At 39.4% G+C, this 25,232-nt stretch carries 28 protein-coding genes; 12 read left to right on the top strand and 16 right to left on the bottom strand.

Annotated elements, in window-relative coordinates:
* Window positions 1-188 precede the first annotated feature (188 nt).
* The 10 genes from H8S17_RS13905 to H8S17_RS13950 form a co-directional block, all read right to left on the bottom strand.
* Window positions 189-776 carry a manganese efflux pump MntP gene (locus H8S17_RS13905; RefSeq protein ID WP_186867688.1) on the bottom strand — a complete coding sequence of 196 codons (588 nt, stop codon included), beginning with the start codon at window positions 774-776 and terminating at the stop codon, window positions 189-191.
* A gap of 18 nt (window positions 777-794) precedes the next feature.
* A complete protein-coding gene (locus H8S17_RS13910) occupies window positions 795-3,197 on the bottom strand; it encodes a hypothetical protein (protein ID WP_186867689.1) in 2,403 nt (800 codons plus the stop codon).
* A gap of 27 nt (window positions 3,198-3,224) precedes the next feature.
* A complete protein-coding gene (locus H8S17_RS13915; protein WP_186867690.1) occupies window positions 3,225-5,309 on the bottom strand; it encodes an efflux RND transporter permease subunit in 2,085 nt (694 codons plus the stop codon).
* Window positions 5,310-5,493: 184 nt separating this feature from the next.
* The gene (locus H8S17_RS13920) at window positions 5,494-6,048 is read right to left on the bottom strand and encodes a TetR/AcrR family transcriptional regulator C-terminal domain-containing protein (RefSeq protein ID WP_186867691.1); all 555 of its coding nucleotides are present in this window, start codon (window positions 6,046-6,048) and stop codon (window positions 5,494-5,496) included.
* Window positions 6,049-6,086: 38 nt separating this feature from the next.
* Window positions 6,087-7,448 carry an MATE family efflux transporter gene (locus H8S17_RS13925; protein WP_178051080.1) on the bottom strand — a complete coding sequence of 454 codons (1,362 nt, stop codon included), beginning with the start codon at window positions 7,446-7,448 and terminating at the stop codon, window positions 6,087-6,089.
* 65 nt (window positions 7,449-7,513) lie between these two features.
* Window positions 7,514-7,744: a hypothetical protein gene (locus H8S17_RS13930; protein WP_178051081.1), complete on the bottom strand. Its 231-nt coding sequence runs from the start codon at window positions 7,742-7,744 to the stop codon at window positions 7,514-7,516.
* A gap of 1 nt (window position 7,745) precedes the next feature.
* Complete coding sequence (locus tag H8S17_RS13935; protein ID WP_186867692.1) at window positions 7,746-8,336, bottom strand: HdeD family acid-resistance protein; 591 nt, start codon at window positions 8,334-8,336, stop codon at window positions 7,746-7,748.
* Window positions 8,337-8,358: 22 nt separating this feature from the next.
* A complete protein-coding gene (locus H8S17_RS13940; RefSeq protein ID WP_186867693.1) occupies window positions 8,359-9,699 on the bottom strand; it encodes an ATP-grasp domain-containing protein in 1,341 nt (446 codons plus the stop codon).
* A gap of 19 nt (window positions 9,700-9,718) precedes the next feature.
* On the bottom strand, window positions 9,719-10,201 hold the full coding sequence (gene ybaK, locus H8S17_RS13945; protein WP_186867694.1) for a Cys-tRNA(Pro) deacylase: 483 nt from the start codon (window positions 10,199-10,201) through the stop codon (window positions 9,719-9,721).
* Between the two features lie 4 nt (window positions 10,202-10,205).
* Window positions 10,206-10,649, bottom strand: coding sequence for a MarR family winged helix-turn-helix transcriptional regulator (locus tag H8S17_RS13950; RefSeq protein ID WP_186867695.1), 444 nt, complete (start codon window positions 10,647-10,649; stop codon window positions 10,206-10,208).
* 385 nt (window positions 10,650-11,034) lie between these two features.
* Between H8S17_RS13950 and H8S17_RS13955 the strand changes: the two genes are divergently transcribed.
* From H8S17_RS13955 to H8S17_RS13970, 4 genes are all read left to right on the top strand, one after another.
* Window positions 11,035-11,481 carry an Hsp20/alpha crystallin family protein gene (locus H8S17_RS13955; RefSeq protein ID WP_186867696.1) on the top strand — a complete coding sequence of 149 codons (447 nt, stop codon included), beginning with the start codon at window positions 11,035-11,037 and terminating at the stop codon, window positions 11,479-11,481.
* Window positions 11,482-11,550: 69 nt separating this feature from the next.
* Entirely contained in the window at window positions 11,551-12,534 is a 984-nt protein-coding gene (locus tag H8S17_RS13960; protein ID WP_186867697.1) for a DnaJ C-terminal domain-containing protein, read from the top strand.
* Between the two features lie 38 nt (window positions 12,535-12,572).
* Window positions 12,573-13,181, top strand: coding sequence for a glycerol-3-phosphate acyltransferase (locus H8S17_RS13965; RefSeq protein WP_186867698.1), 609 nt, complete (start codon window positions 12,573-12,575; stop codon window positions 13,179-13,181).
* The gene (locus tag H8S17_RS13970; RefSeq protein ID WP_186867699.1) at window positions 13,169-14,290 is read left to right on the top strand and encodes an MGDG synthase family glycosyltransferase; all 1,122 of its coding nucleotides are present in this window, start codon (window positions 13,169-13,171) and stop codon (window positions 14,288-14,290) included. Before H8S17_RS13965 ends, H8S17_RS13970 begins: the two co-directional genes overlap by 13 nt.
* Window position 14,291: 1 nt before the next feature.
* On the opposite strand, the gene H8S17_RS13975 is transcribed toward H8S17_RS13970, so the two are convergent.
* From H8S17_RS13975 to H8S17_RS13995, 6 genes are all read right to left on the bottom strand, one after another.
* A complete protein-coding gene (locus H8S17_RS13975; protein ID WP_178051090.1) occupies window positions 14,292-14,567 on the bottom strand; it encodes a hypothetical protein in 276 nt (91 codons plus the stop codon).
* Window positions 14,568-14,657: 90 nt separating this feature from the next.
* Window positions 14,658-15,305 (bottom strand): DUF4230 domain-containing protein, encoded by a 648-nt coding sequence (locus H8S17_RS13980; RefSeq protein ID WP_186867700.1) that lies wholly within the window; start codon window positions 15,303-15,305, stop codon window positions 14,658-14,660.
* Window positions 15,306-15,319: 14 nt separating this feature from the next.
* Complete coding sequence (locus H8S17_RS13985) at window positions 15,320-15,919, bottom strand: DUF4230 domain-containing protein (RefSeq protein WP_186867701.1); 600 nt, start codon at window positions 15,917-15,919, stop codon at window positions 15,320-15,322.
* Between the two features lie 88 nt (window positions 15,920-16,007).
* The gene (locus tag H8S17_RS13990) at window positions 16,008-16,478 is read right to left on the bottom strand and encodes a hypothetical protein (protein WP_178051093.1); all 471 of its coding nucleotides are present in this window, start codon (window positions 16,476-16,478) and stop codon (window positions 16,008-16,010) included.
* Entirely contained in the window at window positions 16,459-16,584 is a 126-nt protein-coding gene (locus tag H8S17_RS16785; RefSeq protein WP_279287817.1) for a hypothetical protein, read from the bottom strand. Before H8S17_RS16785 ends, H8S17_RS13990 begins: the two co-directional genes overlap by 20 nt.
* 35 nt (window positions 16,585-16,619) lie before the next feature.
* The gene (locus tag H8S17_RS13995) at window positions 16,620-16,844 is read right to left on the bottom strand and encodes a hypothetical protein (RefSeq protein WP_186867702.1); all 225 of its coding nucleotides are present in this window, start codon (window positions 16,842-16,844) and stop codon (window positions 16,620-16,622) included.
* Between the two features lie 498 nt (window positions 16,845-17,342).
* Here H8S17_RS13995 and H8S17_RS14000 point away from each other — a divergent pair, with 498 nt between their 5' ends.
* From H8S17_RS14000 to H8S17_RS14035, 8 genes are all read left to right on the top strand, one after another.
* Window positions 17,343-18,383 (top strand): PDDEXK nuclease domain-containing protein, encoded by a 1,041-nt coding sequence (locus tag H8S17_RS14000; RefSeq protein WP_186867703.1) that lies wholly within the window; start codon window positions 17,343-17,345, stop codon window positions 18,381-18,383.
* A gap of 72 nt (window positions 18,384-18,455) precedes the next feature.
* Window positions 18,456-18,806 carry a hypothetical protein gene (locus H8S17_RS14005; RefSeq protein ID WP_186867704.1) on the top strand — a complete coding sequence of 117 codons (351 nt, stop codon included), beginning with the start codon at window positions 18,456-18,458 and terminating at the stop codon, window positions 18,804-18,806.
* A gap of 131 nt (window positions 18,807-18,937) precedes the next feature.
* Entirely contained in the window at window positions 18,938-19,693 is a 756-nt protein-coding gene (locus H8S17_RS14010; protein WP_186867705.1) for a CPBP family intramembrane glutamic endopeptidase, read from the top strand.
* A gap of 31 nt (window positions 19,694-19,724) precedes the next feature.
* Window positions 19,725-20,171: a LytTR family DNA-binding domain-containing protein gene (locus tag H8S17_RS14015; RefSeq protein ID WP_178051098.1), complete on the top strand. Its 447-nt coding sequence runs from the start codon at window positions 19,725-19,727 to the stop codon at window positions 20,169-20,171.
* Window positions 20,168-20,638, top strand: coding sequence for a hypothetical protein (locus H8S17_RS14020; protein WP_178051099.1), 471 nt, complete (start codon window positions 20,168-20,170; stop codon window positions 20,636-20,638). The genes H8S17_RS14015 and H8S17_RS14020 overlap by 4 nt, the downstream gene beginning before the upstream one ends.
* A gap of 54 nt (window positions 20,639-20,692) precedes the next feature.
* Window positions 20,693-23,074: an endonuclease MutS2 gene (locus H8S17_RS14025; RefSeq protein ID WP_186867706.1), complete on the top strand. Its 2,382-nt coding sequence runs from the start codon at window positions 20,693-20,695 to the stop codon at window positions 23,072-23,074.
* 25 nt (window positions 23,075-23,099) lie between these two features.
* Window positions 23,100-23,804: a response regulator transcription factor gene (locus tag H8S17_RS14030; protein WP_178051101.1), complete on the top strand. Its 705-nt coding sequence runs from the start codon at window positions 23,100-23,102 to the stop codon at window positions 23,802-23,804.
* Window positions 23,805-23,808: 4 nt separating this feature from the next.
* On the top strand, window positions 23,809-25,230 hold the full coding sequence (locus H8S17_RS14035) for a HAMP domain-containing sensor histidine kinase (RefSeq protein ID WP_186867707.1): 1,422 nt from the start codon (window positions 23,809-23,811) through the stop codon (window positions 25,228-25,230).
* Window positions 25,231-25,232 lie beyond the last annotated feature (2 nt).

Here is a 25,232-nt window from a genome sequence, read left to right on the forward strand (position 1 = left end):
CCTAGTGTAGAAAATATAGCACAATAGCACATATCGCTACGAAACAAAAAACGGCTGCTAGCCTTGATTTTACTGTCTATACAACCGTTTTTTTACTTCCCAACTGTCAAAGATGGGATGGTATTTTCTCCCAAAAGTCAAAAAAAACTGCAAAGACAGTCGTTTTTACCTGCCTTTACAGCCTTTACCTATATTCTTGTCAATACATACTGAATGAGTACATCAATGCCGGCTGCCCATAATAAAACAGCTCCTATTCCGTATGCTTTCTTTTTCTGTTCAAATCCAAAGCGGTATCCTGTGTAAACACCTGCGATCACCATTAACAGTGAACAGACCCCCAGTAAAAGGATACATGCTCTCATACGAATCTCCATGAGTCCAAATGCAAATCCTGCAAGCAGAGTATAGATTCCTGTTCCGACAATCCCCAGCAGGATTTTTTTCCAGCTGAACGTATCCTGCCTGTGTTCATAGATACGTTCATTGCGGACTGCCTTTATGATCAGATGAACCCCTAAGCCTGCAAAAATGATCGCTGCGATCACATTCGAAAGCAGTATCTCATTTTCTGCAACACCTTCCTGACGCATCAGCCGTCCGGAACCTAAACTGCCTAAATATAATACAGCCATCTGGAATACAACTGTAAGAATACTGATCTCTGCCAGTTTCTTTTTATCAATTTTTGCAACCACAGAGCCTTCACACTCCATGGTTGCAAAGATATCTAAGGATACACCGCCTATTATCAACAGATTTTCTATCCAGTTCATAAGCGTATCTCCTTTGTATTATTTTATTTCTTCTGACTTGATGATGAATTTTACATCTCCGGTCACTTTGTCAGATTTTCCTGCAAAGCTGTCATATCCTTTTCCTGCATCTACAACTTTCTGAAGTCTGTCAACAAATGGTTTGATATCTCCGGTATAGCTGTTGACTAATTTTTCAATTCCTTCTTCATCGAATTTAACGATACCGTCTGCTAATTCTTCAGAACCATCTTTTAACTTGCCGATACCATCAACCAACTGGTTTTTACCATCGGTTAATTTTGCTGCACCGCTGTTTAATTCATCATTCTTAGATGCAAGTGTCTGGCTTCCTGTATACAATTTATCGATTCCAGATGTCAATTCCGGCATCTTTCCTGACATACCATTGACTGCTGTATCTAAAGCTGACATTCCGCTTACTAAGCTGTAGCCTGTTTTCTTATCTTTCTTCTCAATGCTTGCTGCGATCTGTTTCTTCGCTGATTCTGCACCTTCTACAGCTGCCTGGCCTGCTGCTGTTCCTGCGGCTGTCTTAGCGGCTGTTTTTACACTTTCTGCTACGGATGTACCTATAGAATCTTTTGCCTGTGCTGCAACGCCTCTGACAGTTGATTCAGCAGTCTGCGGTGCAACCTGTGTTGCTGTTGCAACTGCTACCTGTCCGGCACTCTCTGTGATCGCCTGCTGTAATCCGGCAGATACATTTGCTGCTGCGGCTGCTCCTGCTGCCTGTGCTCCTCCATCATTTAGCATCACATCTGCGGTTGCTGCTCCGACTAAAGTAGACTGCATTGCACTGATCTGCTCTGCGGTAAATCCTGCTGCTGTGTACTTTGCGATCATTTCCTGTACTTTTGCCTGAATTGCTGCCTGACCTGCTTCAGACTGTGCATACTGCATCTGTCCTGCTGCTTGTGCTGCACTTGCGATCTGGGAAAGCTGTGACTGGACGGCTGCATTCTGGGAAAGCTGTGCTGCTGCCTGTGCTTTTGCCTGCTCAGAGATCTGTCCTGCCTGCGCCTGAACGGTTGCTGCTGCCTGATCTTTGACTGCTGCGATATTTGCATCAGATGTTAAAGTACCTGCAAACTGTTCCCCTGCAGTTGCTTTGATGTTCTGGTAACTCTGTGCATTATTGGTATCTGCAAACTGTGCCTCAACTGCTTTTTCTGCTGCTGCTTTTGCTGTCTGCATAGCTGCATTCTTTTCGTCACTGCTCATTGCTGTGTTTAAAGATTTATCTAATAATTTCACACCGCTATTCAATGTGCTGACACTTGATGTAAGCTGTGAAACACCATTGACTAACGTTGTGCTCTGTGATTTTAAAGTTCCGATTCCGTCTGCTAAGGTCTTTGTTCCTGCTGTATAAGCACTGATACCACTCTGTAAGGAATCCATTCCTGTGGAAAATTCACCCACACTGTCACTTAAAGTACCAAGTCCGTCTGAAAGATCTCCGGAACCATCTTTTAACTGATCCATGGCATCTGTCACATCATCTACTTTATCATCGATCTCTGAAGTATCAACGGTCTTATCAGACATTAAATCTGAGCAGCCGCTGACAACACTCATGATCGTGCTTAACTTAAAGTCTTTTACATCGGCTGTCATTTCTACATATTCCGGGATTGTTACATCATCTGTAAAGTCGCTGTCGGTAACCTGTAAACTTTCTTTTAATCCCGGAAGGGCTGTTCCTACTACCATGTTGTTATTTCCATTGGATATGACTTTTCCGTTGGTTACTTTGATGTTTGTGAAGTCTTCATTCAATACCATACCGGAGATTACCATGAATGGTACATAAACATCACCGTCTTTTTCGTTATTGGTATAATCAATACGGATCTTTACTTTTCCGCTCTGTCCTGCTAATTTATCCGGCTCGATTTTCTTACCATCTAAGTAATAGGTGATCTTTGTTGTTACCGGAGATTCTTTTGTGGTTGTTCCCTGATAATAAATATCATTACCGTCTGCTTTCCATTTTACGGAATCACCAGACTGTGTGAACGTTTCATCTCCTTTGACATTCTTGATATCTTTCAGATCAGATACATCTTCTAAGGTATCTGTTCCATCGAGGTTTTTCAGCCATTCACTGACGATCGTGGATTTTGCATTACCGGCAGCATCTGTGATCACATATACAGTTTCATCTTTTCCAACGGTATCTTCTGCATCATCACTGTTATCTTTTGCCGTTGTATCTGTTTTCTTTGTAGTATCCTTTGTATCTTTCGTATCAATCTTTGTTTCTGTAGATTCTACTGTTTCTGTCTTTGTGCTCTTTGCTGCGTATACATTATATACGGTTGCGCTGCTGCTTACGACTGCAACGGTTAAAACACCTGCTACGATACGGATCATATATTTATTTTTGAATCTGTTTTTTAACTCTGCTAATTTCATGTTGTTTCCTCCTATGATAATGAATAATTATTTATTGCTGCTATCCGGTTTGAATCCGATACTTGTATGAAGGATCAGCTTATCAAATACCATGAACATTGCCGGAAGGATAAATGCTACTACAAACAAACTGATGATCGCACCTCTTGCAAGCAGTGTACACAAGGAACTGATCATATCAATACTTGAATATAAACCTACACCAAAGGTTGCTGCGAAGAAACTCAATGCACTGACTAAGATTGACTGTAAGGAACTGTTTAGTGCAGTTGCGATCGCTGATTTCTTATCTGCTCCATGATTTCTTTCCCGCTTATATTTGTTTGTCATTAAAATTGCATAGTCAACGGTTGCTCCTAACTGGATCGTTCCGATTACGATAGATGCGATAAACGGAAGAACCGTATGTGTGTAATGCGGAATACCCATATTGATAAAGATTGCAAATTCGATTACCGATACTAAAATAACCGGAAGGGAAATGGATTTTAGTACAACCGCAATGATGATAAAGATCAATACGATCGATGCTGCATTTACGACTTTGAAATCTGTGTCTGTGATCGTGATCAGATCTTCTGTACAAGGTGCTTCACCGATCAGCATTGCGGATTCATCATATTTCTTGACGATCTCACGGATCGCATCACACTGTGCATTGACTTCATCTGTACCTGTCTTATACTCTGACATTACATAGATCATCTGGTACTTACCATTATTCAACATCTCTTTGATATCAGATGGAACAAAAGAATCCGGCACCATCGGACCTACAACGGAATCTAAACCTAATGCGAACTGTACACCGTCTACTTTTTTGATTTCATTTTCCATCTGGTTTGCTGTCTTAGATGGCAGATCACTTGATGCAAGGATCACATGGGTTGCACCCATGTCAAAATCACTTTCCAATGCATTTCCTGCTTCTACACTCTCTAAGTTCTCCGGAAGTGTTCCAACCAGATCATAATATACGGAGTTATGATTCTGACCATAGAACATCGGGCCTACAACGACTAAGAATATGATCAGGAATACCACATAATGTTTTGTTACAAAATTTCCGATCTTTCCGATCTGCGGTACGATCGGTCTGTGTTTTGTCTTTTCGATCGGTTTATCTAAAATCAGGATCATTGCCGGAAGGATCGTTACACAACCGATAACACCAAAGACAACACCCTTTGCCATAACGATTCCAAGATCCATACCTAAGGTAAATGTCATAAAGCACATTGCAAGGAATCCTGCGATTGTTGTAATGGAACTTCCGACTACAGATGTGATCGTCTGGGAAATCGCATGTGCCATCGCACGTTTCTTATCTCCCGGATAACGTTCCTGATTTTCTTCATAACTGTGCCATAAGAAAATGGAATAGTCCATTGTAACGGCTAACTGAAGAACTGCTGCAAGTGCCTGTGTAATAAAGGAAATCTCGCCTGACACAAAGTTTGTTCCTAAGTTATAGATGATCGCCATTCCAATACTTAATAAAAAGATCACCGGAATTAAGAAGGAATCCATCGTCAGTGCCAATACTAAAATAGATAAGCCTGCTGCGATCACAACATACATGATTGCTTCACTGTTACAGATCTTTTTAATATCGGTAACGACTGCTGACATACCACTCAATAAGCACTGTCTGTCGGTCAGTCCTCTGATCTCCTCAACCGCATCTAATGTTTCATCGGCTGACATGGATGTATCAAATGTAATGATCATCAAAGAACTTCCTGTATCTGCATCATAGAGCATATCTTTCATATCAGATGGAAGTACATCCATTGGAATGGAGATATCAGCAATGGAACCATACCATAAAACATCTTTGACATGTGCCACATTTTTGATTTCATCTTCAAGTACTGTAATTTCCCTATCTTCCATTCCCGAAACAACTGCTACACTGAATGCTCCTGTTCCAAATTCATCTAACAGGATATCCTGCCCCTGCATGGTTTCGATATCTTTTGGAAGATACGAAAGAATATCATAATTGATTCTTGTATTCAGATATCCGATCGCTGATGGTATCAGAAGCAGAAGGCTTATGATTAGTATCGGTATCCGGAATTTGACTACTTTTTTTCCAAACTTAATCATATCTTTTCATCATCCTCTTTCTTATTTTTCTGTAACTTAGTATAAAAAAAAAGATTGAATATGAAAATATTCAATCTTTCCTGTCTGTTTTTTGTAAATATACAAATTGGGAGATTTGTATATCTGTCGAAAACATTGTATTAAATTTGTTCGTATGATTAAGTGTTCATATGTTGTTATTTTTCTAAAACAACACATCATCAATCGAAGTCTTCATCACATATTTATAAATCTCAGAGAGCTCCTTCGGTGAAACCGTCATACCACTTTTGATCCATGAAATCACGATCGAGCACATCGACTGTGCATAATAATCTGCGATACGTTCCGGTGTCAGCCAGTGGAACTTCGGTATCTTATTCTTTGCACTTTTTTCAATGATCTCTAATAAGATCTCTTTGACACAGCCTTTCGCAATGGATTCAAACGAATTCTGTCCTTCTAACTTGACCGCCTGCATATAAAAATCGCGGTCTTTTTCAATACTTGAAAACAACAGAACAAATGCTTCTGTTACCATACGGTTCTCGATCAGTATGCCGATCGGTTCTAAAAGTTCTGTTAAGATGATCTTCTCTAACAGTTCATACTTATCCTGAAAATGATTGTAAAACGTCGGGCGTATCACACCCGCACCATCCGTGATCTCTTTAATGGTGATCTTTTCAATCGGGCAATGCACTGCAAGCTCTTTAAAACTATTTGCAAGCAGGATATCCACATCATTCTTTCCCTGCAAGGCTACATTTCCTCCGTTTCTCTCTTTTAAGCCTACCTTTAAGCTCTTTCTGTGATCATTTTATCTAAATTTGTCCTGACTTTCTTCATATAATATAGTGTAATGCAAAATGCAGCAATCTCTGCGATCGGGAATGAGAACCATACGGCTGTCAGATTTCCTGTCAGAGATAAGAGATAAGCTGCCGGAATCAAAATTCCAAGCTGACGTATCAGCGATAAGATCAGGCTATAGACACTTTTTCCAAGTCCCTGAAATACACCGCTGGCTACAACGGAAATTCCTGCAAATATATAACTTAAACATAAGATACGAAGTGCCGGAACACCGATCTGTAATAAGGTTTCAGATGCATTGAACAATAACAGCAGTTTGTCCGGTATCAGTTCTGCGGTCAAAAGTCCGATGAACATGATCGTAACACCTGCGATCATACTGCTTTTCATTACTTTTAAGATTCTCTCTTTATGTCCTGCACCAAAGTTGTATGCCACGATCGGGATCAGACCATTGTTCATGCCGAATACCGGCATAAAGATGAAGCTCTGCAACTTGAAGTAGACACCGAATACCGCTACTGCTGTAGATGTAAATCCTAATAAGATCTTATTCATTAAAAATGTCATAACAGAACCGATTGCCTGCATTAAGATCGCCGGAACTGCTACTTCATAGATCTGCTTTAAAACGACTGCGTGTGGACGCACCTGTCTGATGGAAAGTGTGATCTCTTTGTTCTGTTTCTGATTAAAGAAAAATGCAAAAAACATTGCCACGATCTGTCCTGCTACGGTTGCAACTGCCGCACCTGCAATGCCCATTTTCGGGAAGCCGAACAGTCCAAAGATCAGGATCGGATCAAAGATCAGATTAATGACTGCACCGGTTGTCTGCGTGATCATCGTACATACGGTTCTTCCTGTTGCCTGCAGCAGACGCTCAAAGCAGAACTGACCAAACATACCAAAACTACATGCTGTACAGATCAGCAGGTAGGTCTTACCATATTCGATGATCTCCGTAATATCTGTCTGCATCTTAAAAAACATATCCGAAAACAGCACTCCGATCACCAAAAAGAACAGATAGTTACATAGTGCCAAAAAGACTGCTGTATTTGCTGTCTTATTGGCTTCTTCAAACTTCTTCTCGCCTAAACGCTTTGACAGCAGGGCATTGACACCGACACCGGTTCCTGCTGCTACAGCGATCATAAAATTCTGCACCGGAAATACCAAGGATACCGCTGTCAGCGCATACTCATCGATCTGTGCCACAAAGATACTGTCCACAATATTATAAAGTGCCTGTACTAACATGGATATGACCATAGGCAGGGAAATATTGACAAGCAGTTTATTCACCGGCATCGTTCCCATTTTATTTTCTTTTACTTCCATTTTCTTTTGTTCCTCTCTAGGATAATCACAACGTTCACAGACGGTCTGTAAACGCTATGCCTGATCTATTCGTCAAATTCCACCGTCACAAAATAACCTTTCGGTGTTTCTTCTATATTGACCACTTTTCCTTCTTTGGATTTTAATCTTTCATTTGCCCTGTAATTTGCAGACATGGCATATGCCTTGCCTAAGGTATAATAATAAGAACTGGGAAGTTTTCCCTCTGTTATAGGAAGAATCTCTCCAATCTTTAACAGCCCCTGCCGTTCCATCTTAAATTCCATCTGCCGCATCTTATATATCCTCTTCTTCTAAGATCTCGCTGTCTACGGCTTTTGCCTGTGCAAGAATACTCTTTGCGGTTTTATTCACACGGCTGATGATCCACAGATCAGACAGCCCGTCATAGATCAGTGCCACACCGACTACCGTGAGGGCAACTGTGATCACGCCAAAGCAGTCAATGATACACAAAATACCAAGTGCCATACCAAGCAGTCCTAACAGCAGTATCACCCACCAGTTATCATAACTGCCACGTTTTGTTTCCAATGCATATTTAAAATCTTCAAATCCATGCACGAACAGTACCACACCGATACCGATCAACAGAAGATTCTCAATACTTGCCGGTCTTAAAAAGATGAATACACCAACAAGTGTAAGTACTAAACCAAGCGGCAGATTGATGCCGTGATTTTCTTTGGTATTCATAAAATAACTGATCACTCTTACCACGCCTAAAACCGCGATTACTGCTCCGATGAGCTTACATGCTGCGATCGTCACTTTTACCGGCCATAAGATCAGTACCACACCAAATGCAAGACATAAAAGTGCACTGATGATCGCATCCATTTTTACTCTCTCAAAAAATTCTTTCATAACTAATCCTCCTTATCCTATGTTATTTTTCCTCCACTAAGATCGACGGAAGTGCGATCTCACTATATTGTGTAGAAATGATCTTTCCACGGGAAACCCTTGAATAGATTCCCTGAAATACTCCGTCATAGACGAATAATCCTGTCAGATTCGACACATCGATAAAGTCTGCATCTGCCCCTTTTGAAAAATCAATATTTTTTGTCTGATATGGTGTACAGAATTCCTGCACCAGATAACCATGGATACGGTGTGCATCAACAATCTCTTTCCACTCTGCTTCTGATTCATATTCCACTCCGGCAAACACGCCTTTTGAACCATAGGAATCTAACGGCTTTAAGATCCAGTTATCCTTCTGTGTGATGATCTTCTCATATGGAAGATACTCTGCATCCATCAATGCGGTATAGGGCACATGTGCCTCTACATAGGCATTTTCGGATTCTGTTAAAAATGTCTTCGTTTTCGGGTGGTGCAGGATATGATAGAGCACCTTGTTATGGACGATCTGTGTCGTAAAATCACCGATCAGGCAGACTGCTTCTGCCTTGACTGCTGCAATAAAATCACTGACTTCCTCATAATGTGCCATAATATCACTCGTGACTGCACGACGATAGATCAGATCGATCGGCTTTTCTTCTTTTCCATATAATCTGCCATCTTTAAATGTCAGATCACGTATCTCACAGATCTCACATTCTATCCCATGTTTTCTGTAACAGTCTGCAAAGATCTCAAATTCATTATTCGTCGCACTTTCCATGAAATCCACGATCGCAACATGAGGCTTTTCTACGGCTCCTTCTGTCTGTGCATAGATCGCAAGTGATGTTTTTACCCACGATTCAAATAATTCAAATGTATGCAGGTGATATTTTTCTGATAAATATTCATATCCCTTTGTATAGCGGATGCCACGGTTTAATTCACGATCCTCATTCATGGCACTAGAGCCATCTGTATTAAACTCACAGAAGCAGAATTCTTTTGTTGCTTCATTATAAAAGATGTCGATCCTTGCGATCGGAATATTACTATTGTAACGTTTTTCCCTTAAGATCAGTTCTTCTAACCGTTTGTCATATCCAAACAGACTGCGGTACTCTGCATCGCTTCTGTAATGGTCGATGACCTTATCGAAAATACCGTACAATTCTTTGATCAACTGTCTGAAATAAGCAATGTCCTCTGTCGTAAACATCTTTGGTACATATAAGGTACTGACGCATCTGCCATGATATTTCGCTGTGGAACCGTTCATATACGAAATCTCTTTTAAGGCACTTTTTGCATGTACTTTTCTATCCTGTCTGATCTGTTCGCAATATTCTCTGTTTAACTCTGCAAGCTGTAACATAAATATCCCCTTTTCTTATTTACGGTCTTTTTATAATGTCTGCATATTTTGCCGGAATGACCGCCATCAGATCTGACGGTGCTAATGCGATCGTAAGACCGATGCGTCCACCGCTGATATAGATCTTATCAAATGTTTCTGCCGTATCATGGATCACCGTCTGAAACTGTTTTTTCATGCCAAGCGGAGAACAGCCTCCTCTTACATAACCTGTGATCTTTGTTAAATCTTTGACAGCGATCATTTCGATCGATTTTTCACCGACTTCTTTTGCGGCTTTCTTTAAATCCACTTCTTCTGCGATCGGTACGACAAATACATAAAACTGATTGCTTTTTCCTTTGAGCACTAATGTTTTAAAAGAAGCCTCTACCGGTGCACCCGTCAATTCTGCTGTATGCAATCCATCAATAAATTCGTCACATTCATATGTCAATGCCTCATATGTGATCTTATGTTTATCTAACATACGCATGGCATTTGTCTTTGCTTCTTTTCCCATTGATTTATCTCCTATCGATAATAGATTTCGCTTTTTCTGCCATTGTATTCATCAGACGGATTGCTTCATTGGCATCTGTATCACCAAGCTGTGCGATCAACCGGTCGACAAAATCTAAGATCCTCTGATGTTCCTTTTCATAAACTGACAGATTCCCGTCATTTAATTGTATCAGAATCTGCCGTTTATCTTCATTCGAACGCTTACGGATTATCATTCCACGCTTTTCTAATCCTGTCAATACCTTATTCATCTGCGATTTTAACAATCCGGTCTTTTTACACAGATCCGTTGCAGTCAGTGCACCCTTATGCTCCATTTTCGCACGATACAAAAGGTTACAGATATGTGTTTCATTATAAGACATGGCATCTACCATCCGGTCGTTGCGGACAGATGCAGACAGGTTCAGCCATGCGGCAAGCAGTTCTTCGTTCATTTGCTGCATAATCAGATGCTCCTTTAACTCCATAGATGGTTATAGTATAGCAAAATTTCCTTGTTTTTACAACGAGTGGAATCCTAAACTTTCCATAAACATGGACGTCTAACATTTAAATGCTACTATTCACAGTTACCTTTCCATACATTCGCAATCCCGCACTTCGTGCTTCAAACCTTGCTTCTCAAGCGGATTGCTCATTACTGGAAAGTTTATAAAAAGTTTAGAATTTTTGTTAGCACTCCCTCTTGACGAGTGCTAATTTTAGTGCTATAACATAGTCAACAAAGGAAACAAGGAAACGATCCAAAGATTGCAATGCACATAGATTTTTGTAAAGCAGCCGGATCGTTACTGACAACATACATATAGAAACAAGGAGGAATGACTTATGTTGATGCCTAGTATTTTTGGAGAAACTTTATTCGATGATTTATTTGATGACTTTACAACTCGCCCGGCGAACCGTCCGGCAAGATATGCTGCAGCAGATCCATCTGTGATGCGTACAGATATCAAGGAACAGAAAGACGGCTATGAACTAGAGATCGATCTTCCGGGTTATAAAAAAGAAGATATTGCCGCAGAATTAAAAGACGGTTACTTAACGATCACTGCTTCTTCGAAAAAAGAGGCGGAAGAAAAAGATGAAAAAGGTACCTATATCCGCAGAGAAAGATATTCCGGTTCGTGCAGCAGAAGTTTTTATGTTGGCGAAGATATCACACAGGAAGATATCAAAGCAAAATTTGAAAACGGCATCTTAAAGATCGGTGTTCCGAAAAAAGATGCTAAGCCTAAAGTTCCGGAAAATAAATTCATTACGATTGAAGGCTGACACCAAAGGGATACCAGTGATACCGCTGTGTATCCCTTTTCTTTTTTCTATGACAGGAGGTGATGTACCATGGCAGCAAAAGATTATTATGCGATTTTAAATATCAAACGTGATGCAGATGAAAAAGAGATCAAACGTGCCTACCGGAAACTTGCCAAAAAATATCATCCCGACACCAACCCCAATAATAAAGAAGCGGAACAGAAATTTAAAGAAGTCACAGAAGCCTATAACGTCCTAAGTGATCCTGAAAAGAAAAAGAAGTATGACCAGTACGGATCTGCTGCTTTTGACGGTAACTTTTCAGATGGCTTCAATGCGTCAGACTTCTATGGAAATCATTTCCATGAACAGACATTCCATGACGGCAGCAACGGATTTCACTTTCATTTTTCAGGCAATGCAGATGGTGATATGTTTGACGACCTGTTTGGCAGTTTCTTCCATGGCAGCACAGGCAGTACAAAAAATACTTATACGAATGACGGCTTTTCTTTTCATAATAATTATAATGAAAAAGGTGCTGATGCTCATGCTGATATCCATATCAGTTTTGATGATGCCGTTTTTGGCTGTGATAAGGTGTTACAGATCAAAACAGATAACAGCACTTCAAGTTCGTTAAAAGTCCACATTCCAGCCGGTATTGACGAAGGACAGAGCATCCGTTTAAAGGGCAAAGGTGAAACCGGTATTCATGGCGGCATGGCTGGAGATCTTCTGTTAAAAGTACATGTCGATAAAAAAGCCGGCTATGAACGGAAAGGCAATGATGTCTATGTAACCACGAATATCCCTTATCCGACAGCCGTTCTTGGCGGGGAAGCGATCGTACCTACCTTAACCGGAAAGGTATCTTGTAAGATTCCTGCCGGAACGCAGTCAGGAAGTAAGATCCGTTTGAAAAATAAAGGTATCTGTTCCATGAAAGATCCGGCAAAAAAAGGGGACGAATATCTGGTTATCCAGATCGATGTCCCGAAACATCTGACCTTAGCAGAACAGCAGAAATTACGGGAGTATGATTTACTTTTTTCACAACATTCTGTATAATGTATATTTACAACAGTACATGTGAAAGGGTTTCCCCTATGATTTCTATATTGTTATATATCGTCCTTGGCTATCTTTCCGGCAGTATTTTATTTGCACGGATCGCAGCAGGACTTTTTCATAAAAATACGATCTTAACGGAGAGCGCAGATGCAAATCCGGGAACTTCCAATGCGTTTGTCTATGGCGGTTTTTGGTGTGGGATATTTACACTGTCAGGTGACCTGTTAAAAGGATTCCTTCCGGTGTATCTGTTTTTGCACACACAATATGCATCTGCCCTGCCGTTTTCTTTTCTCTTAGCGGCTCCGGTACTTGGACATACATTTCCCATTTTTTACAGATTCAAAGGCGGCAAAGGAATCGCCGTCAGTTTCGGCTGTCTGCTCGGGCTATTGCCCGAACGTCTGCCGGTTGCCATACTGATTTTTTATTTTTTGTTTTTTACACTTATCCTTCAGATCTATCCAAACTTTTACCGTACGTTGATCACTTATCTGTGCAGTGCGGTGACTATGAATATTTTACTGCCGGATACAGGCGTGATCTTAGGATTCTGGTTCATTACCGCTATCTTGTTCTGGCGTTTTCATATCAGCAGCGAAAAAAGAGAAGAAATGAGGTTTGCATTTTTATGGAAGCATTGATCTTATCGTGCGGCACCGGCGGCGGTCACAATTCTGCCGGTATTGCAGTCAAGGAAGAACTTCTGTTACGTGGTCATCATGTGACCATGTTAAATCCTTATACTTTATATCAGAACAGTCTTGCAAAACGTGTAGATAAAACCTATATCAATATCGCACAACATGCCCCAAAAGTCTTTGGTGCTATTTATCGTGCCGGTAATCTCTACCGCAGGCTGCCCGGACATTCTCCTGTCTATTATGCAAACGGACATATGGCAGAGATCGTCAGAAAATTTTTAGAAGAACATCCTGTGGATATCATCATCATGCCGCATATTTTTCCTGCAGAGATCTTAACCTATTTACGGGAACATGATGTTGCGATTCCGAAAACGATCCTGATCTCTACCGATTATACCTGTATCCCTTTTGTGGAAGAATGTCTCTGCGATGCCTGCATCGTTCCTTCCGAAAAACTGATTTCTGAATTTTGCGGCTGGGGGATCAAAAAAGAGCAGATGTACCCATTTGGTATTCCTGTCCGGAAATGTTTTCATTCTGAAATTTCTAAATCAGATGCCAAAAAAGCATTACATTTAGATGAAGATAAGCGTTATCTTTTGATCTCCGGCGGAAGTATCGGTGCCGGAAAATTAAAAGAAACATTAAATATCCTTTGTGAGATCACAAAAGGGACACCCTACTGCCTGATCGTGATCTGTGGCAATAACGCATCCCTTTATAAAAATCTGGAACATTATCAAAGTGAGTATGTGACCATACTCGGACAAACAAATGACATGGCACTCTATCTTCGTGCCTGTGAAGTCTTTTTTACAAAACCCGGCGGACTCTCCACAACAGAAGCTGCCGTTATGGAAGTACCGCTTGTATTATTACCGCCGATCCCCGGCTGTGAATCGAAAAACTTACGCTTTTTCACAGAAAATGGTATAGCAGTAAAGGCAGAACTTTCGGCTGACGGTCTTCGCAAGATCCTTGCACTTTCAGAATCTGCATCTGCATGTGATAAGATGTGCCGCTCCCAGCGGAATGTGATCTCAAAAGATGCCGCAGAAAACATCTGTGATCTTGCCGAAACCCTCTGCGATTCTGCATCAGAATAACTTACTGCACTTTATGATCTAATGGATACATATTTGTGCTAAGGTATTTCATTCCGTTATCTGCAAGTATTACGACAATATTCTTACCTGCATTTTCCGGACGCTTTGCAACGGTTGTGGCTGCATAGATGGCAGCCGCTGCGGACTGTCCTAAGAATACACCATCTGTACGTGCGATCTCACGTCCTGTCGCATAAGCATCTTCTCCCTTCACATCAATGCATTCTTTATAATCAAATCCAACGATGAACGGTGCTTTAATTCCTATGCCTTCCATAATGATCTCTCCCCATTCGTTTTGATTTTTTACAACTTTATTATAAAAAAATGTGCCATTGGATATAGGCACATTTTTGTATGTTTGTGTTTATTTAATAGAAGATGTTTCTGAATCTGATGTATTTTCAAGATCCACTTCATTTAATTCCTTCGCACCGTCTAAATAGATCCACTTGATATTGTAAGTCTTTCCCACACAGTTTCCAATATTATTGACGTAGTCCTCTAATAATTTTTGTGCTCTCTGCTGTGCATTTGCAAGCAGTAATGTGTCCTTTTCTGCTTCTTCTTTCATGTGATCCTGTGCTTGTTTAAAGGCTTCTGTCTGATGCTCTGCTTTTACTTTTGCAGACTTCGTATCTACAATATAGGAATCCTCATTCAGCGTTGTTTCATCTACTTCAAAGCCTAATACCTTTGCCGGTGGAATCGTGATCGTCACCGTATCATTGTCTACTTCGATATCCACAAGCGATGCATCGATTCCCATCGTTACAATACCATCATACTCAATCCAGAATCTTCTGTCCTTTTTCCACCATAAAATACCTGCTGCATCTTCCCTGGTATATTTAGCGACATTGTGATAATAGCATTTCATTGTTGCCAGTTCACAGATTGCTTTCATCTGCGATGCCTGAGGAACGATCTCCTGTTTCGGTTCGGTCGTTTTTACACACGCCATACAGGAAAAAGCCAGCATAAAAACAAGTAGTATACTTATTATTTTTTTCATCTTAAAAGCCCTCCTTAATCAATCTGGAGCCGATATTCACTATCAAGCTGTTCAACAAACGGACTGATCAATGCTTCTATGATGTTCTGAAGATTCTGCTCTGCAATATCATAAATCGCATTCTTTGTTTTGCTTTCCTCTATGGCATCTTCCTTGCATTTTTTATAGGCTTCTTCTGATACGGTTGCTGTATTCGCCGCATTGTTTATAAATATGTAATCTAACGATGCTATATCGACATTGACCTCCTGAATTTCAATCTCCGGCAATTTTACTGTGATCACTTTCTGATCATGATCCACATCAACTTCCACTTTTTCAAAATCAATTCCGGCTTTTATCCTTGCATCATAGGATACGTAGTAATCTACATTTTCTGGGTTCTGTTCATTCATTACTTTTGCAACACCATTGTATACCGCTTCATATGTGGAAAGATCACTGACTTTGATGATCTTTTCCAGCGTTGATTTGCTGATGATCTCTGCTTCTGTGTTCTTTGGTCTAAATACAGCGAATCGCAGGATAATGATAGCAATGAGTATGACTGCTATAAGCACGGTATAAAATTTTATCTTATTTGCTGCAAGTTTTCCTAATTTTTTCATCAGCATTATGGATTCCCCTTTTTCTAATTTTTAAAATGTATAAAAGATAAAATGCCCTATCTGACATTCATTCCGGGATTTTCCTTTCTGGGTATTAAAAACCGCCATTCTGATACGCTCTGGCAATAACATAAGATGGCTCATAAAATGCACTGCAATTATAATTATCAATCGTATTACAGATTTCATCATTATATACACGTATCATTCCCTCTACAAAATCTTCATCTTTTCCAAGCGTATCCACGATCAATCTTTGATATACTTCCCCCATCTCTAATGGCGATGGAATTTTAGATACTAACTCTCCATCTACATCCGTTATGTCATATCTGCCTTCTTCTAAACCATACTCCTTAATCCAATCAGCTTCTACCTGTAATGGATTCGCGCAATGAAGTACATTTGCACAACTGATCAGATGATACCATTCCTTTTTTGCAATTCCATTTACCACATACCGGTTCTTTTGATGCAGATGTCGTGCTATTCGCTCTATCATATAACAAATAAAGTACAAATCGTTTATTTTTATCTCCTCATCTTCAAAATAAATATTTTTCATAATTTGTCACTTCCTTCAAAACGAATACATGCAAGTGCTTGCTGGTTGCAAAAGACGGTCCAGCCACTTCAAGATTGCTTCCATGATAAATGATATTCTTCTCCATGTATGCAGCCTCCTAGTCTTTGTTTCAATTTATTTTTATAAATGATATTCCTTATATAACTTCTCACGATATTCTAAATCTGCAAGCACTTTTTCCACATTTTCGCTCTGATTGCCCTGCATCATAAGCTGTAATAATTTTGTTAAACGAGATTCGCCTTCTATTATACCAGCCTGTTTTCCCTCTAAAATGCCAGCCTGTTTCCAGATTTCTCTCTCACTTTTCAAATGCTTTTCTTCATCATATTCAAATATGCTCATCTCGATCGCCTCCGCACGATTTTTCCTTATCTTTAAACAACATACGGAATACTGTATCCTTATAATTACGATTTACATTGCTCTCTGTCATCTCATCTCCTCCTTGTATTTGCAGGAGTATTCAAAATCCCCCTGCTTATTTTTGTTTGATTGGAATATAAAGCATGGGTTTTCTGAATGTTTAGAAATTAACAGACTCTTTGATTTGATTATAGAAAATATGCTTTTTTTGATTCTAGCATGAATCCTTAAACTTTGCAATCAACTTAAGTGCAGGGAGCATGTATTGATATACAATGATCGGATGACTATGGTATAATGATAAAAGAATTTTTGACCACGCGGATTTTGTGGAGTGTGTAAACTACAATTTAATCACATCATGCAACAAACCATAACCTTGTAAACATACTTTCCTTGATAACAGACTGTTCCTATATGAGTCAGCATACGAAATTGTCTGTCAGTTATTATAAAATTGTATCGGAGGAGTGCCATATGAGTGAATTGATTAAATCTGACAATGAATATAAAGAATGGATTACGAATTTGTCATGTGAATATAAAAAAAATCAGCTTAGAGCAGCAGTAAAGGTAAATGAGGAAATGCTTAGATTTTACTGGATGTTAGGTAAGGGTATTTCTTTATTAAGTGATAAATACGGATATGGTTCTGGATTTTACAAAATTGTAAGTGAGGATTTTAAAGATATTTTTCCAGAAGTGAAATCATTTTCTCCAACTAACCTTAAGTATATGCGTTATTTTTATGAAATGTATCCTAATGCACAGAATCGTCCACAAGCTGTGGACGATTTAACCATGATTTTTAGAATCCCATGGGGACATAACAGGACAATAATAGATAAATGTAAAAATAACACTGAAAAAGCTTTATTCTATGTGCAAAAAACTTTGGAAAATAGTTGGTCTCGTGATGTATTACTTAATTTTTTAGATAGTGATTTATACGAACGACAGGGAAAAGCAATAACAAATTTTTCTGATACGTTACCGGCAGAGCAGAGTGACTTGGCACAGGCAATAACAAAGGATCCATATAATTTTGATTTTTTGACTTTGCGTGAAAAGTATGATGAAAAGGAATTAAAGAATGCACTTATAGAGAAGGTTAATAATTTTCTTATGGAGTTAGGGACAGGCTTTGCATATATGGGCAGAGAAGTCCGAATTGAGGTTGGTGAAACAGAAAAATATATTGATATGTTATTTTATAACACCCAAAGACATTGCTATGTTGTGGTAGAAATAAAGACAGGAAAATTTGATTCTTCTTATGCCGGTCAGTTGGGCACTTATGTAGTAGCTGTTAATCATCAAATGAAAACAGAGGCAGATAATCCTACTTTGGGACTATTGGTCTGCAAAGATATGGACAAAGTGGAAGCACAATATGCGTTGGAATCTACCAGTCAGCCTCTTGGAATTTCCAGTTATGAATTGTCAAAACTTGTTCCAGAGGAATTTAAGGGCAGTATGCCAACGATTGAAGAAATTGAGGCAGAACTGAATGAATAGTTTACTCACTTTGTAAATACTGTTTCTTCCCATTTTACACAATACCCATTTATAGCATCAGGAGGACAACATATGGCTGCTACAATCATTTATTTAACAATTTCATTATTAGTTTCACTTATTTTTATCATACCTGGAATAAAACAGTACAAATCTGAAAAACCAGTAACAATTAGCACTGGAGAAAACCCACCTTGTGAAGATGAACTGACAAGTGTTACAGAATGGAACCACAGACATGGCAGAAATTTTATTATCTTAGGTTGTGCACTTTTTATGACACTGTCCGTTTTTGTATATTTCATTGAAAAGCTTGATAGTGTAATATTTCAGGTCATCATTCTAATGATAATGATATTTGCTGAAATCGCCTGGGTTATAATTGATCACAATGTAATGAAAAAGAACATGATAAAAAAATAGAATTTATAGCCATCTAGTGCATCTTATCATCAATTTATGCATCTTACCGTCCGATTTATTGCACAAAACAATCCTACCTATATAGTAGTAACTAACAAGATCAATTTTACTATTTATCAGGAGGACATAAAATGATGTATAAACTCTATAAGAAAAATGAAGTTACTTTTGCGATTGTTTTGATCATAATCTATGTGATCGGCACTTCCACAACCGAAGCAGTCACAGAAACCATAGGTGTGCTCAAACTTGTACCCGCTATTTTTCATCTTACTTTTACTATCGTAATGATCAGATGGCTAAAGCACCACAAACTGAACCATAAATATGGACTTTTTCTTCCTAAGTATAACTTGAAATATGTCTGGTTCTTTATACCGCTTTTTATTGTTGCTGGCTTAGGTCTGGTAACAGGATTCAAGATCAGGTATTCTTTACCTGAAACCATATTTTATATTACAAGTATGCTGTGTGTCGGCTTTTTGGAAGAAATCATATTCAGAGGTTTTTTATTTGTAGGAATGTCTAAAAACAATTTACGTTCCGCAGTTATTGTATCCTCTATCACTTTTGGAATCGGGCATCTGGTAAATCTTTTTAACGGTCAGTCATTTTTTGAAACAATGATACAGATCCTTTTTGCGATTGCTGTAGGATTCACGCTTGTCGTTCTTTTTTATAAAGGTAAAAGCCTGATTCCCTGCATCATTTTCCATGGACTGAATAATTCGCTTTCCGTGATTGAAAAAACGAATCGTGAAGCCGCTGAATTTTTTTCCATGAGTGAACAGCAATTTGAAATCATATTTGTTGGAATTGCCATCTTTCTTCTTATGATATATAGTATCTGTATTATGAAAAACTGTAACGATGAAGATGCAAAATAGTTACAAAATTTAAAATATTCGGAGAGAAAACATGGATTTAAAGGTTACTCAGATTCCCAAAAGTGAAACGGAAACTTTAGAGATCAGATGCCATAAGGTGTCCGATGAAGTGAGAGAAATCGTTTCCTTTATTAAATCAAGACAAGGTATGATAAGTGGAAAAATTGACGGAAATATCTGTGAAATACCCATTTTAGATATTTATTATTTTGAATCAGTCGACAAGCGTTCGTTTGCTTATACCGCATCAGATAATTATGAAATAAATATGCGGATTTATGAACTAGAGGAACTGCTGCGTCATGGCTCATTTGTCCGAATACAAAAGGGAATGTTAGTAAATCTTTTAAAGATAAAATCCATAAAGCCGGGATTAAGCGGCAGATATGTTGCACTGCTTAAGAATAAAGAAGAAGTGATCATTTCCAGAAATTATGTTCCGGCTCTCAAAAAGACATTAAAAGGAGGCAGCATATGAATTTGAAACATAAATTTTATCAGGCAATAAAATTATATTTTATGCTCGTGACTTTCATCAGCATTTTACTAATGATTCTTGGACTTGCATTTGATTCAGAGCGGACGTTTAGCTATTCTGTATTTCTCTCCCCTCTGATCTATGCAGCAGTTGGTGTCCTTCCGGTTTTTCTGCCGGGACACGACAAAGAATTAAGTGTAAAAATGCTGATCTTAAAGAAAATCATCGAACTTGTTATCATAGAAACCATTATTTTTATCCTTGCGTTCTCATCAGATACGATCCCTACAGAAAAGCGAACGATCGTCGCAGGGATCGCACTTGGAATATTTGTGATATATATTTTAGCAAATGTATTGGAATATTTGTTTGAAAAGAAAGAATCAAAGGAATTGAATGACAGCCTTCTGAATTATCAGGAATCCGCCGGAATTTCTCCTTTTAAACCCACCGAAGATAATGTATAATCGTCTATAGATAAAATCAGTTACAGATCAACAATATTTATCGAGGATATATACATGAACAAAAAAGCATTACACACATTAGAATATGATAAGATCATAGATACCCTGACAGAGTTTGCCTATAGTCAGGCCGCAAAAGAACAGTGCCGTAATCTACTGCCGATGACCGACCTTGAAGCGATCAATACCGCACAGCGGCAGACAGATGATGCACTTTTACGGATATTTAAAAAAGGCAGTCTTTCTTTTTCCGGTATTCACCCTGTCAGTGCTTCTTTGAAGCGTTTAGAGATCGGTGGCAGCCTCAGTATGTCTGAGTTTTTACAGATCAGCTCTTTACTTGAAGTTGCAAAGCGGGCAAAGAATTTCAGCCGAATGGACCTTACCGATGAGAAAAAAGATTCTTTAGACGATATGTTTGAGGTATTAGAACCGCTCACTCCGCTCAATGACGAGATCAAACGCTGTATTCTCTCCGAAGACGAAGTCAGTGACGATGCCAGCAGCACATTGCGGTCGATCCGCCGCTCGATCGGTGGTATGAATGAACGTATCCGTACACAGATGAATAAAGTTATGAATCAGGCTAACGGCAGCGGTTATCTGCAGGATGCCGTGATCACGATGCGTGATGGCAGATATTGTCTTCCGGTCAGGGCAGAGGCAAAAAATCAGGTCCCGGGTATGATCCACGACCAGTCCTCAAGCGGTTCTACTCTGTTTATCGAACCTGCGGCTGTTGTCAACCTGAATAACGAGTTAAAAGAATTATTTTTAAAAGAAGCAAAAGAGATCGAAGTCATTCTGGCAGACCTTAGTGTCAAAGTCTATGAATATGCAGCACTTATCAATGATGATTACAAGATCTTAACCACATTAGATTTTATTTTTGCAAAAGCACAGTTAGCAAAAATTCACAACGGTGTTGCTCCTATTTTTAATACCAACGGACGCATCAATATCCGAAAAGGCAGACACCCGCTGTTAAATCCGAAAAAAGTTGTTCCTATTGATGTGATGCTCGGTGATACGTTTGACCTTCTGATCGTCACAGGACCGAATACGGGTGGTAAAACGGTATCATTAAAGACTGTCGGGCTCTTTACTCTGATGGGACAGGCAGGACTTCATATTCCGGCAAATGACCGTTCGGAACTTGCTGTTTTTGAAGATGTATTTGCAGATATCGGAGATGAACAGAGTATTGAGCAGAATTTGAGTACTTTTTCTTCCCATATGACAAATATCGTATCCATTTTAAAACATGCCAACGAGAAATCTTTTGTTTTATTTGATGAATTGTGTGCCGGAACTGATCCGACAGAAGGTGCTGCACTTGCGATTTCTATTTTATCAAGGCTCCATGAACGCGGTATCCGCACAATGGCAACCACACATTACAGTGAGATCAAAGTATTTGCACTTTCTACAGATGGTGTGGAAAATGCCTGCTGTGAATTTTCTGTAGAAACCTTAAGCCCTACTTACCGCCTGCTGATCGGTATTCCGGGAAAAAGTAACGCTTTTGCGATTTCCGGAAAACTCGGCTTAGCACCTGATCTGATCGAAGATGCAAAAAGCAGGATCACAGAATCCGAAGCGAATTTTGAAGATCTGCTCTCAGATCTTGAACACAGCCGTCTGACGATTGAAAAAGAACAGGCAGAGATCAACTCCTACAAGCGGGAAATTGCCTCATTGAAGCAGCGTTTAGAGCAGAAACAGGAACGTATTGAAAGCAGTCGTGATAAAATCTTAAAGGAAGCAAATGAACAGGCTCTTGCAATCTTAAAAGAAGCCAAAGACTTAGCCGATGAAAGTATCCGTAATTTCAATAAATTCGGACAGATCCATGCACCGGCAAGTGAAATGGAAAAGGAACGTACAAAGCTCCGCAAAAAAATGTCTGATACACAGGCACAGCTTTCTAAAAAGAAAAATGATAACGTTCCAAATCACCGTGCCCCGAAAAAACTCCGTATCGGTGATTCTGTCAAAGTGCTTTCGATGAATCTGACCGGAACGGTACACACACTCCCGAATGCGAAGGGTGATCTGTATGTACAGATGGGTATTTTGCGTTCTCTTGTAAATATCAATGATCTGGTCTTATTAGAAGAAGATACTTCTCCGACCAGCAAAAAATATGCCAAAACCAGTGCAGGTAAGATCAAAATGAGTAAATCTGCTTCTGTTTCCACAGAGATCAATCTGATCGGCAAAACAACCGATGAAGCAATCGCTCTTTTGGATAAATATTTAGACGATGCCTACCTTGCACATCTTTCTTCTGTCCGCATTGTACATGGCAAGGGTACCGGAGCCCTGCGCGCGGCAGTACAAAAGCACTTAAAACGGCAGAAATATATCAAATCTTTCCATCTTGGAGAATTTGGTGAAGGTGATGCCGGTGTCACGATCGCAGAATTCAAGTAATTTTATGAATATATAGGAGGTACTCATGGTTGCAAAACAGAAAATACTAATTGTCGACGATGATGTCAATATTGCAGAACTGATCTCGCTTTATCTGACAAAAGAATGTTTTGATACAAAAACCGTCAATGATGGGGAAGAAGCCCTGATGGCATTTGAGCAGTATGCACCGAATCTGATCCTTTTAGATCTGATGCTTCCGGGCATTGACGGTTATCAAGTCTGCCGCGAGATCCGCAGCAAATCCGATACGCCGATCATCATGCTCTCTGCCAAAGGTGAAATCTTTGACAAAGTCTTAGGCTTAGAACTTGGAGCAGATGACTATATTATGAAGCCGTTCGATTCCAAAGAATTAGTTGCCCGTGTCAAAGCTGTCTTAAGACGTTATCAGCCTGTGGCAAAAAATGAACCTGTCACGGTCAACATCAAATGCGTGGAATATCCGGGACTTGTTGTAAATCTGTCGAATTATTCCGTACTTTACAACGGACAGCCGGTCGATATGCCGCCAAAAGAATTAGAACTCCTCTATTTCCTTGCTTCCTCTCCGAATCAGGTATTTACCAGAGAACAGCTTTTAGACCATATCTGGGGCTATGAATACATCGGTGATACCCGTACCGTAGACGTTCATGTCAAACGTCTGCGTGAAAAAATAAAAGACAATGCTTCATGGAGTCTTGCAACCGTCTGGGGCATTGGCTATAAATTCGAGGTAAATGGGTGATCTTATGAAAAAAACAATCTATCCCAAGCTGCTTGGCGGCTATTTACTATTTGGTATTCTGGGATTTATCGTCATTTCCACGTTTACAGCCCATTTTTCTTTTGAATATATTGAGCAGAAAGAAGTGTCTAATCTCTATAAAGAAGTGAATCTGGTAGCTTCTGACTATGCCGTCAGTTATTACAGCAATGACATCACGCTTGCTGTTTTTGAAGACCGCTTAAAAGCCTTAGACAACTATCTCTCTGCGGATATCTGGGTAGTCAGTACAAATGGCGATATTCTGGTAAATTCAGCAAAAAAAACCGATCTTTTAAACTTAGATCATATCGATAGTTTTGACATCGGGGATTTTGGCAACCGCTATTATCAGACCGGAAAATTTTATAATTACTTTGATGAAGAACAGCTGAGTGTATTCGCACCGATCTCAATCAATTACCATGTGCGTGGATATGTCTTTATACATAAACCGATTGAGCGGCTGCATACCTATACAGAAGGGCTTTTGGATATTGCCTATCTCACATTGGCGATCCTGTTTCTCTGTGCATTTATGCTGCTTGCCATCTTCGCCTATACGATCATCCATCCGATCAAAAAGATCACAAAAGCAGCAAATGAATACGCCTCCGGCAACTTTGAACACCCTGTCGATGTACATTCCAATGACGAGATCGGTTATCTGGCGGCTTCCTTAAGTTATATGGCAAATGAACTGAATACTTTAGAGGAAGATCAGCGGAAATTTGTTTCGAATGTATCACATGATTTCCGTTCCCCATTAACTTCCATCAAAGGTTATGTAGAGGCTATGCTTGATGGTACGATTCCTGTTGAAAATCAGGAAAAATACTTAAATATCATTCTATTTGAAACAGAACGCTTAAACAAGCTGACAAAAAGCCTGTTGGAACTGAATAAATATGGCAGACGGGGAATGATCCTTGATATTACAACATTTGATGTGAATTATATGATAAAAATGACGGTTCAGACTTTTGAGGGAATCTGTAAGAATAAACGTATTTCGTTTGAACTGATCTTAACCGGACAGACATTGTTTGCCCGTGCCGATATGAGTAAGATCCAGCGTGTGGTCTATAATCTGATCGACAATGCAATCAAATTCTCATCATCGGATTCGGTCATTACGATTGAGACTACGGTAAAAAATGAGAAAATCTTTATTTCTGTCAAGGATCGGGGAATCGGTATTCCGAATGACAGCATCAATAAGATCTGGGAACGCTTTTATAAGACCGATCTCTCAAGAGGCAAAGACAAGAAAGGTACCGGTCTTGGACTTTCAATCGTAAAAGAGATCATTCAGGCTCACAAGGAAAATATCAATGTTATCAGTACCGAAGGCGTTGGTACGGAGTTCATCTTTTCTCTGCCTTTATATCAGCCGGAAGATGAATAAGT

The sequence above is a fragment of the Roseburia zhanii genome, from assembly GCF_014287635.1.
Classification (GTDB): Bacteria; Bacillota; Clostridia; order Lachnospirales; family Lachnospiraceae; genus Roseburia_B; species Roseburia_B zhanii.

What these genes read in the sequence shown, in the direction of transcription:
- H8S17_RS13970 (WP_186867699.1), top strand. Translation starts at nt 13,169, where the DNA reads ATGGAAGCATTGATCTTATCGTGCGGCACCGGCGGCGGTCACAATTCT.
- H8S17_RS13955 (WP_186867696.1), top strand. Translation starts at nt 11,035, where the DNA reads ATGTTGATGCCTAGTATTTTTGGAGAAACTTTATTCGATGATTTATTT.
- H8S17_RS13910 (WP_186867689.1), bottom strand. Translation starts at nt 3,197, where the DNA reads ATGAAATTAGCAGAGTTAAAAAACAGATTCAAAAATAAATATATGATC.
- H8S17_RS14020 (WP_178051099.1), top strand. Translation starts at nt 20,168, where the DNA reads ATGAATTTGAAACATAAATTTTATCAGGCAATAAAATTATATTTTATG.
- H8S17_RS13930 (WP_178051081.1), bottom strand. Translation starts at nt 7,744, where the DNA reads ATGCGGCAGATGGAATTTAAGATGGAACGGCAGGGGCTGTTAAAGATT.
- H8S17_RS13990 (WP_178051093.1), bottom strand. Translation starts at nt 16,478, where the DNA reads ATGAAAAATATTTATTTTGAAGATGAGGAGATAAAAATAAACGATTTG.
- H8S17_RS13960 (WP_186867697.1), top strand. Translation starts at nt 11,551, where the DNA reads ATGGCAGCAAAAGATTATTATGCGATTTTAAATATCAAACGTGATGCA.
- H8S17_RS13975 (WP_178051090.1), bottom strand. Translation starts at nt 14,567, where the DNA reads ATGGAAGGCATAGGAATTAAAGCACCGTTCATCGTTGGATTTGATTAT.
- H8S17_RS16785 (WP_279287817.1), bottom strand. Translation starts at nt 16,584, where the DNA reads ATGGAGAAGAATATCATTTATCATGGAAGCAATCTTGAAGTGGCTGGA.
- H8S17_RS14015 (WP_178051098.1), top strand. Translation starts at nt 19,725, where the DNA reads ATGGATTTAAAGGTTACTCAGATTCCCAAAAGTGAAACGGAAACTTTA.
- H8S17_RS13940 (WP_186867693.1), bottom strand. Translation starts at nt 9,699, where the DNA reads ATGTTACAGCTTGCAGAGTTAAACAGAGAATATTGCGAACAGATCAGA.
- H8S17_RS13935 (WP_186867692.1), bottom strand. Translation starts at nt 8,336, where the DNA reads ATGAAAGAATTTTTTGAGAGAGTAAAAATGGATGCGATCATCAGTGCA.
- H8S17_RS13965 (WP_186867698.1), top strand. Translation starts at nt 12,573, where the DNA reads ATGATTTCTATATTGTTATATATCGTCCTTGGCTATCTTTCCGGCAGT.
- H8S17_RS14010 (WP_186867705.1), top strand. Translation starts at nt 18,938, where the DNA reads ATGATGTATAAACTCTATAAGAAAAATGAAGTTACTTTTGCGATTGTT.
- H8S17_RS14025 (WP_186867706.1), top strand. Translation starts at nt 20,693, where the DNA reads ATGAACAAAAAAGCATTACACACATTAGAATATGATAAGATCATAGAT.
- H8S17_RS13905 (WP_186867688.1), bottom strand. Translation starts at nt 776, where the DNA reads ATGAACTGGATAGAAAATCTGTTGATAATAGGCGGTGTATCCTTAGAT.
- H8S17_RS13980 (WP_186867700.1), bottom strand. Translation starts at nt 15,305, where the DNA reads ATGAAAAAAATAATAAGTATACTACTTGTTTTTATGCTGGCTTTTTCC.
- H8S17_RS13950 (WP_186867695.1), bottom strand. Translation starts at nt 10,649, where the DNA reads ATGCAGCAAATGAACGAAGAACTGCTTGCCGCATGGCTGAACCTGTCT.
- H8S17_RS13925 (WP_178051080.1), bottom strand. Translation starts at nt 7,448, where the DNA reads ATGGAAGTAAAAGAAAATAAAATGGGAACGATGCCGGTGAATAAACTG.
- H8S17_RS13985 (WP_186867701.1), bottom strand. Translation starts at nt 15,919, where the DNA reads ATGCTGATGAAAAAATTAGGAAAACTTGCAGCAAATAAGATAAAATTT.
- H8S17_RS13995 (WP_186867702.1), bottom strand. Translation starts at nt 16,844, where the DNA reads ATGAGCATATTTGAATATGATGAAGAAAAGCATTTGAAAAGTGAGAGA.
- H8S17_RS14000 (WP_186867703.1), top strand. Translation starts at nt 17,343, where the DNA reads ATGAGTGAATTGATTAAATCTGACAATGAATATAAAGAATGGATTACG.
- H8S17_RS13915 (WP_186867690.1), bottom strand. Translation starts at nt 5,309, where the DNA reads ATGATTAAGTTTGGAAAAAAAGTAGTCAAATTCCGGATACCGATACTA.
- H8S17_RS14005 (WP_186867704.1), top strand. Translation starts at nt 18,456, where the DNA reads ATGGCTGCTACAATCATTTATTTAACAATTTCATTATTAGTTTCACTT.
- ybaK (WP_186867694.1), bottom strand. Translation starts at nt 10,201, where the DNA reads ATGGGAAAAGAAGCAAAGACAAATGCCATGCGTATGTTAGATAAACAT.
- H8S17_RS14030 (WP_178051101.1), top strand. Translation starts at nt 23,100, where the DNA reads ATGGTTGCAAAACAGAAAATACTAATTGTCGACGATGATGTCAATATT.
- H8S17_RS14035 (WP_186867707.1), top strand. Translation starts at nt 23,809, where the DNA reads ATGAAAAAAACAATCTATCCCAAGCTGCTTGGCGGCTATTTACTATTT.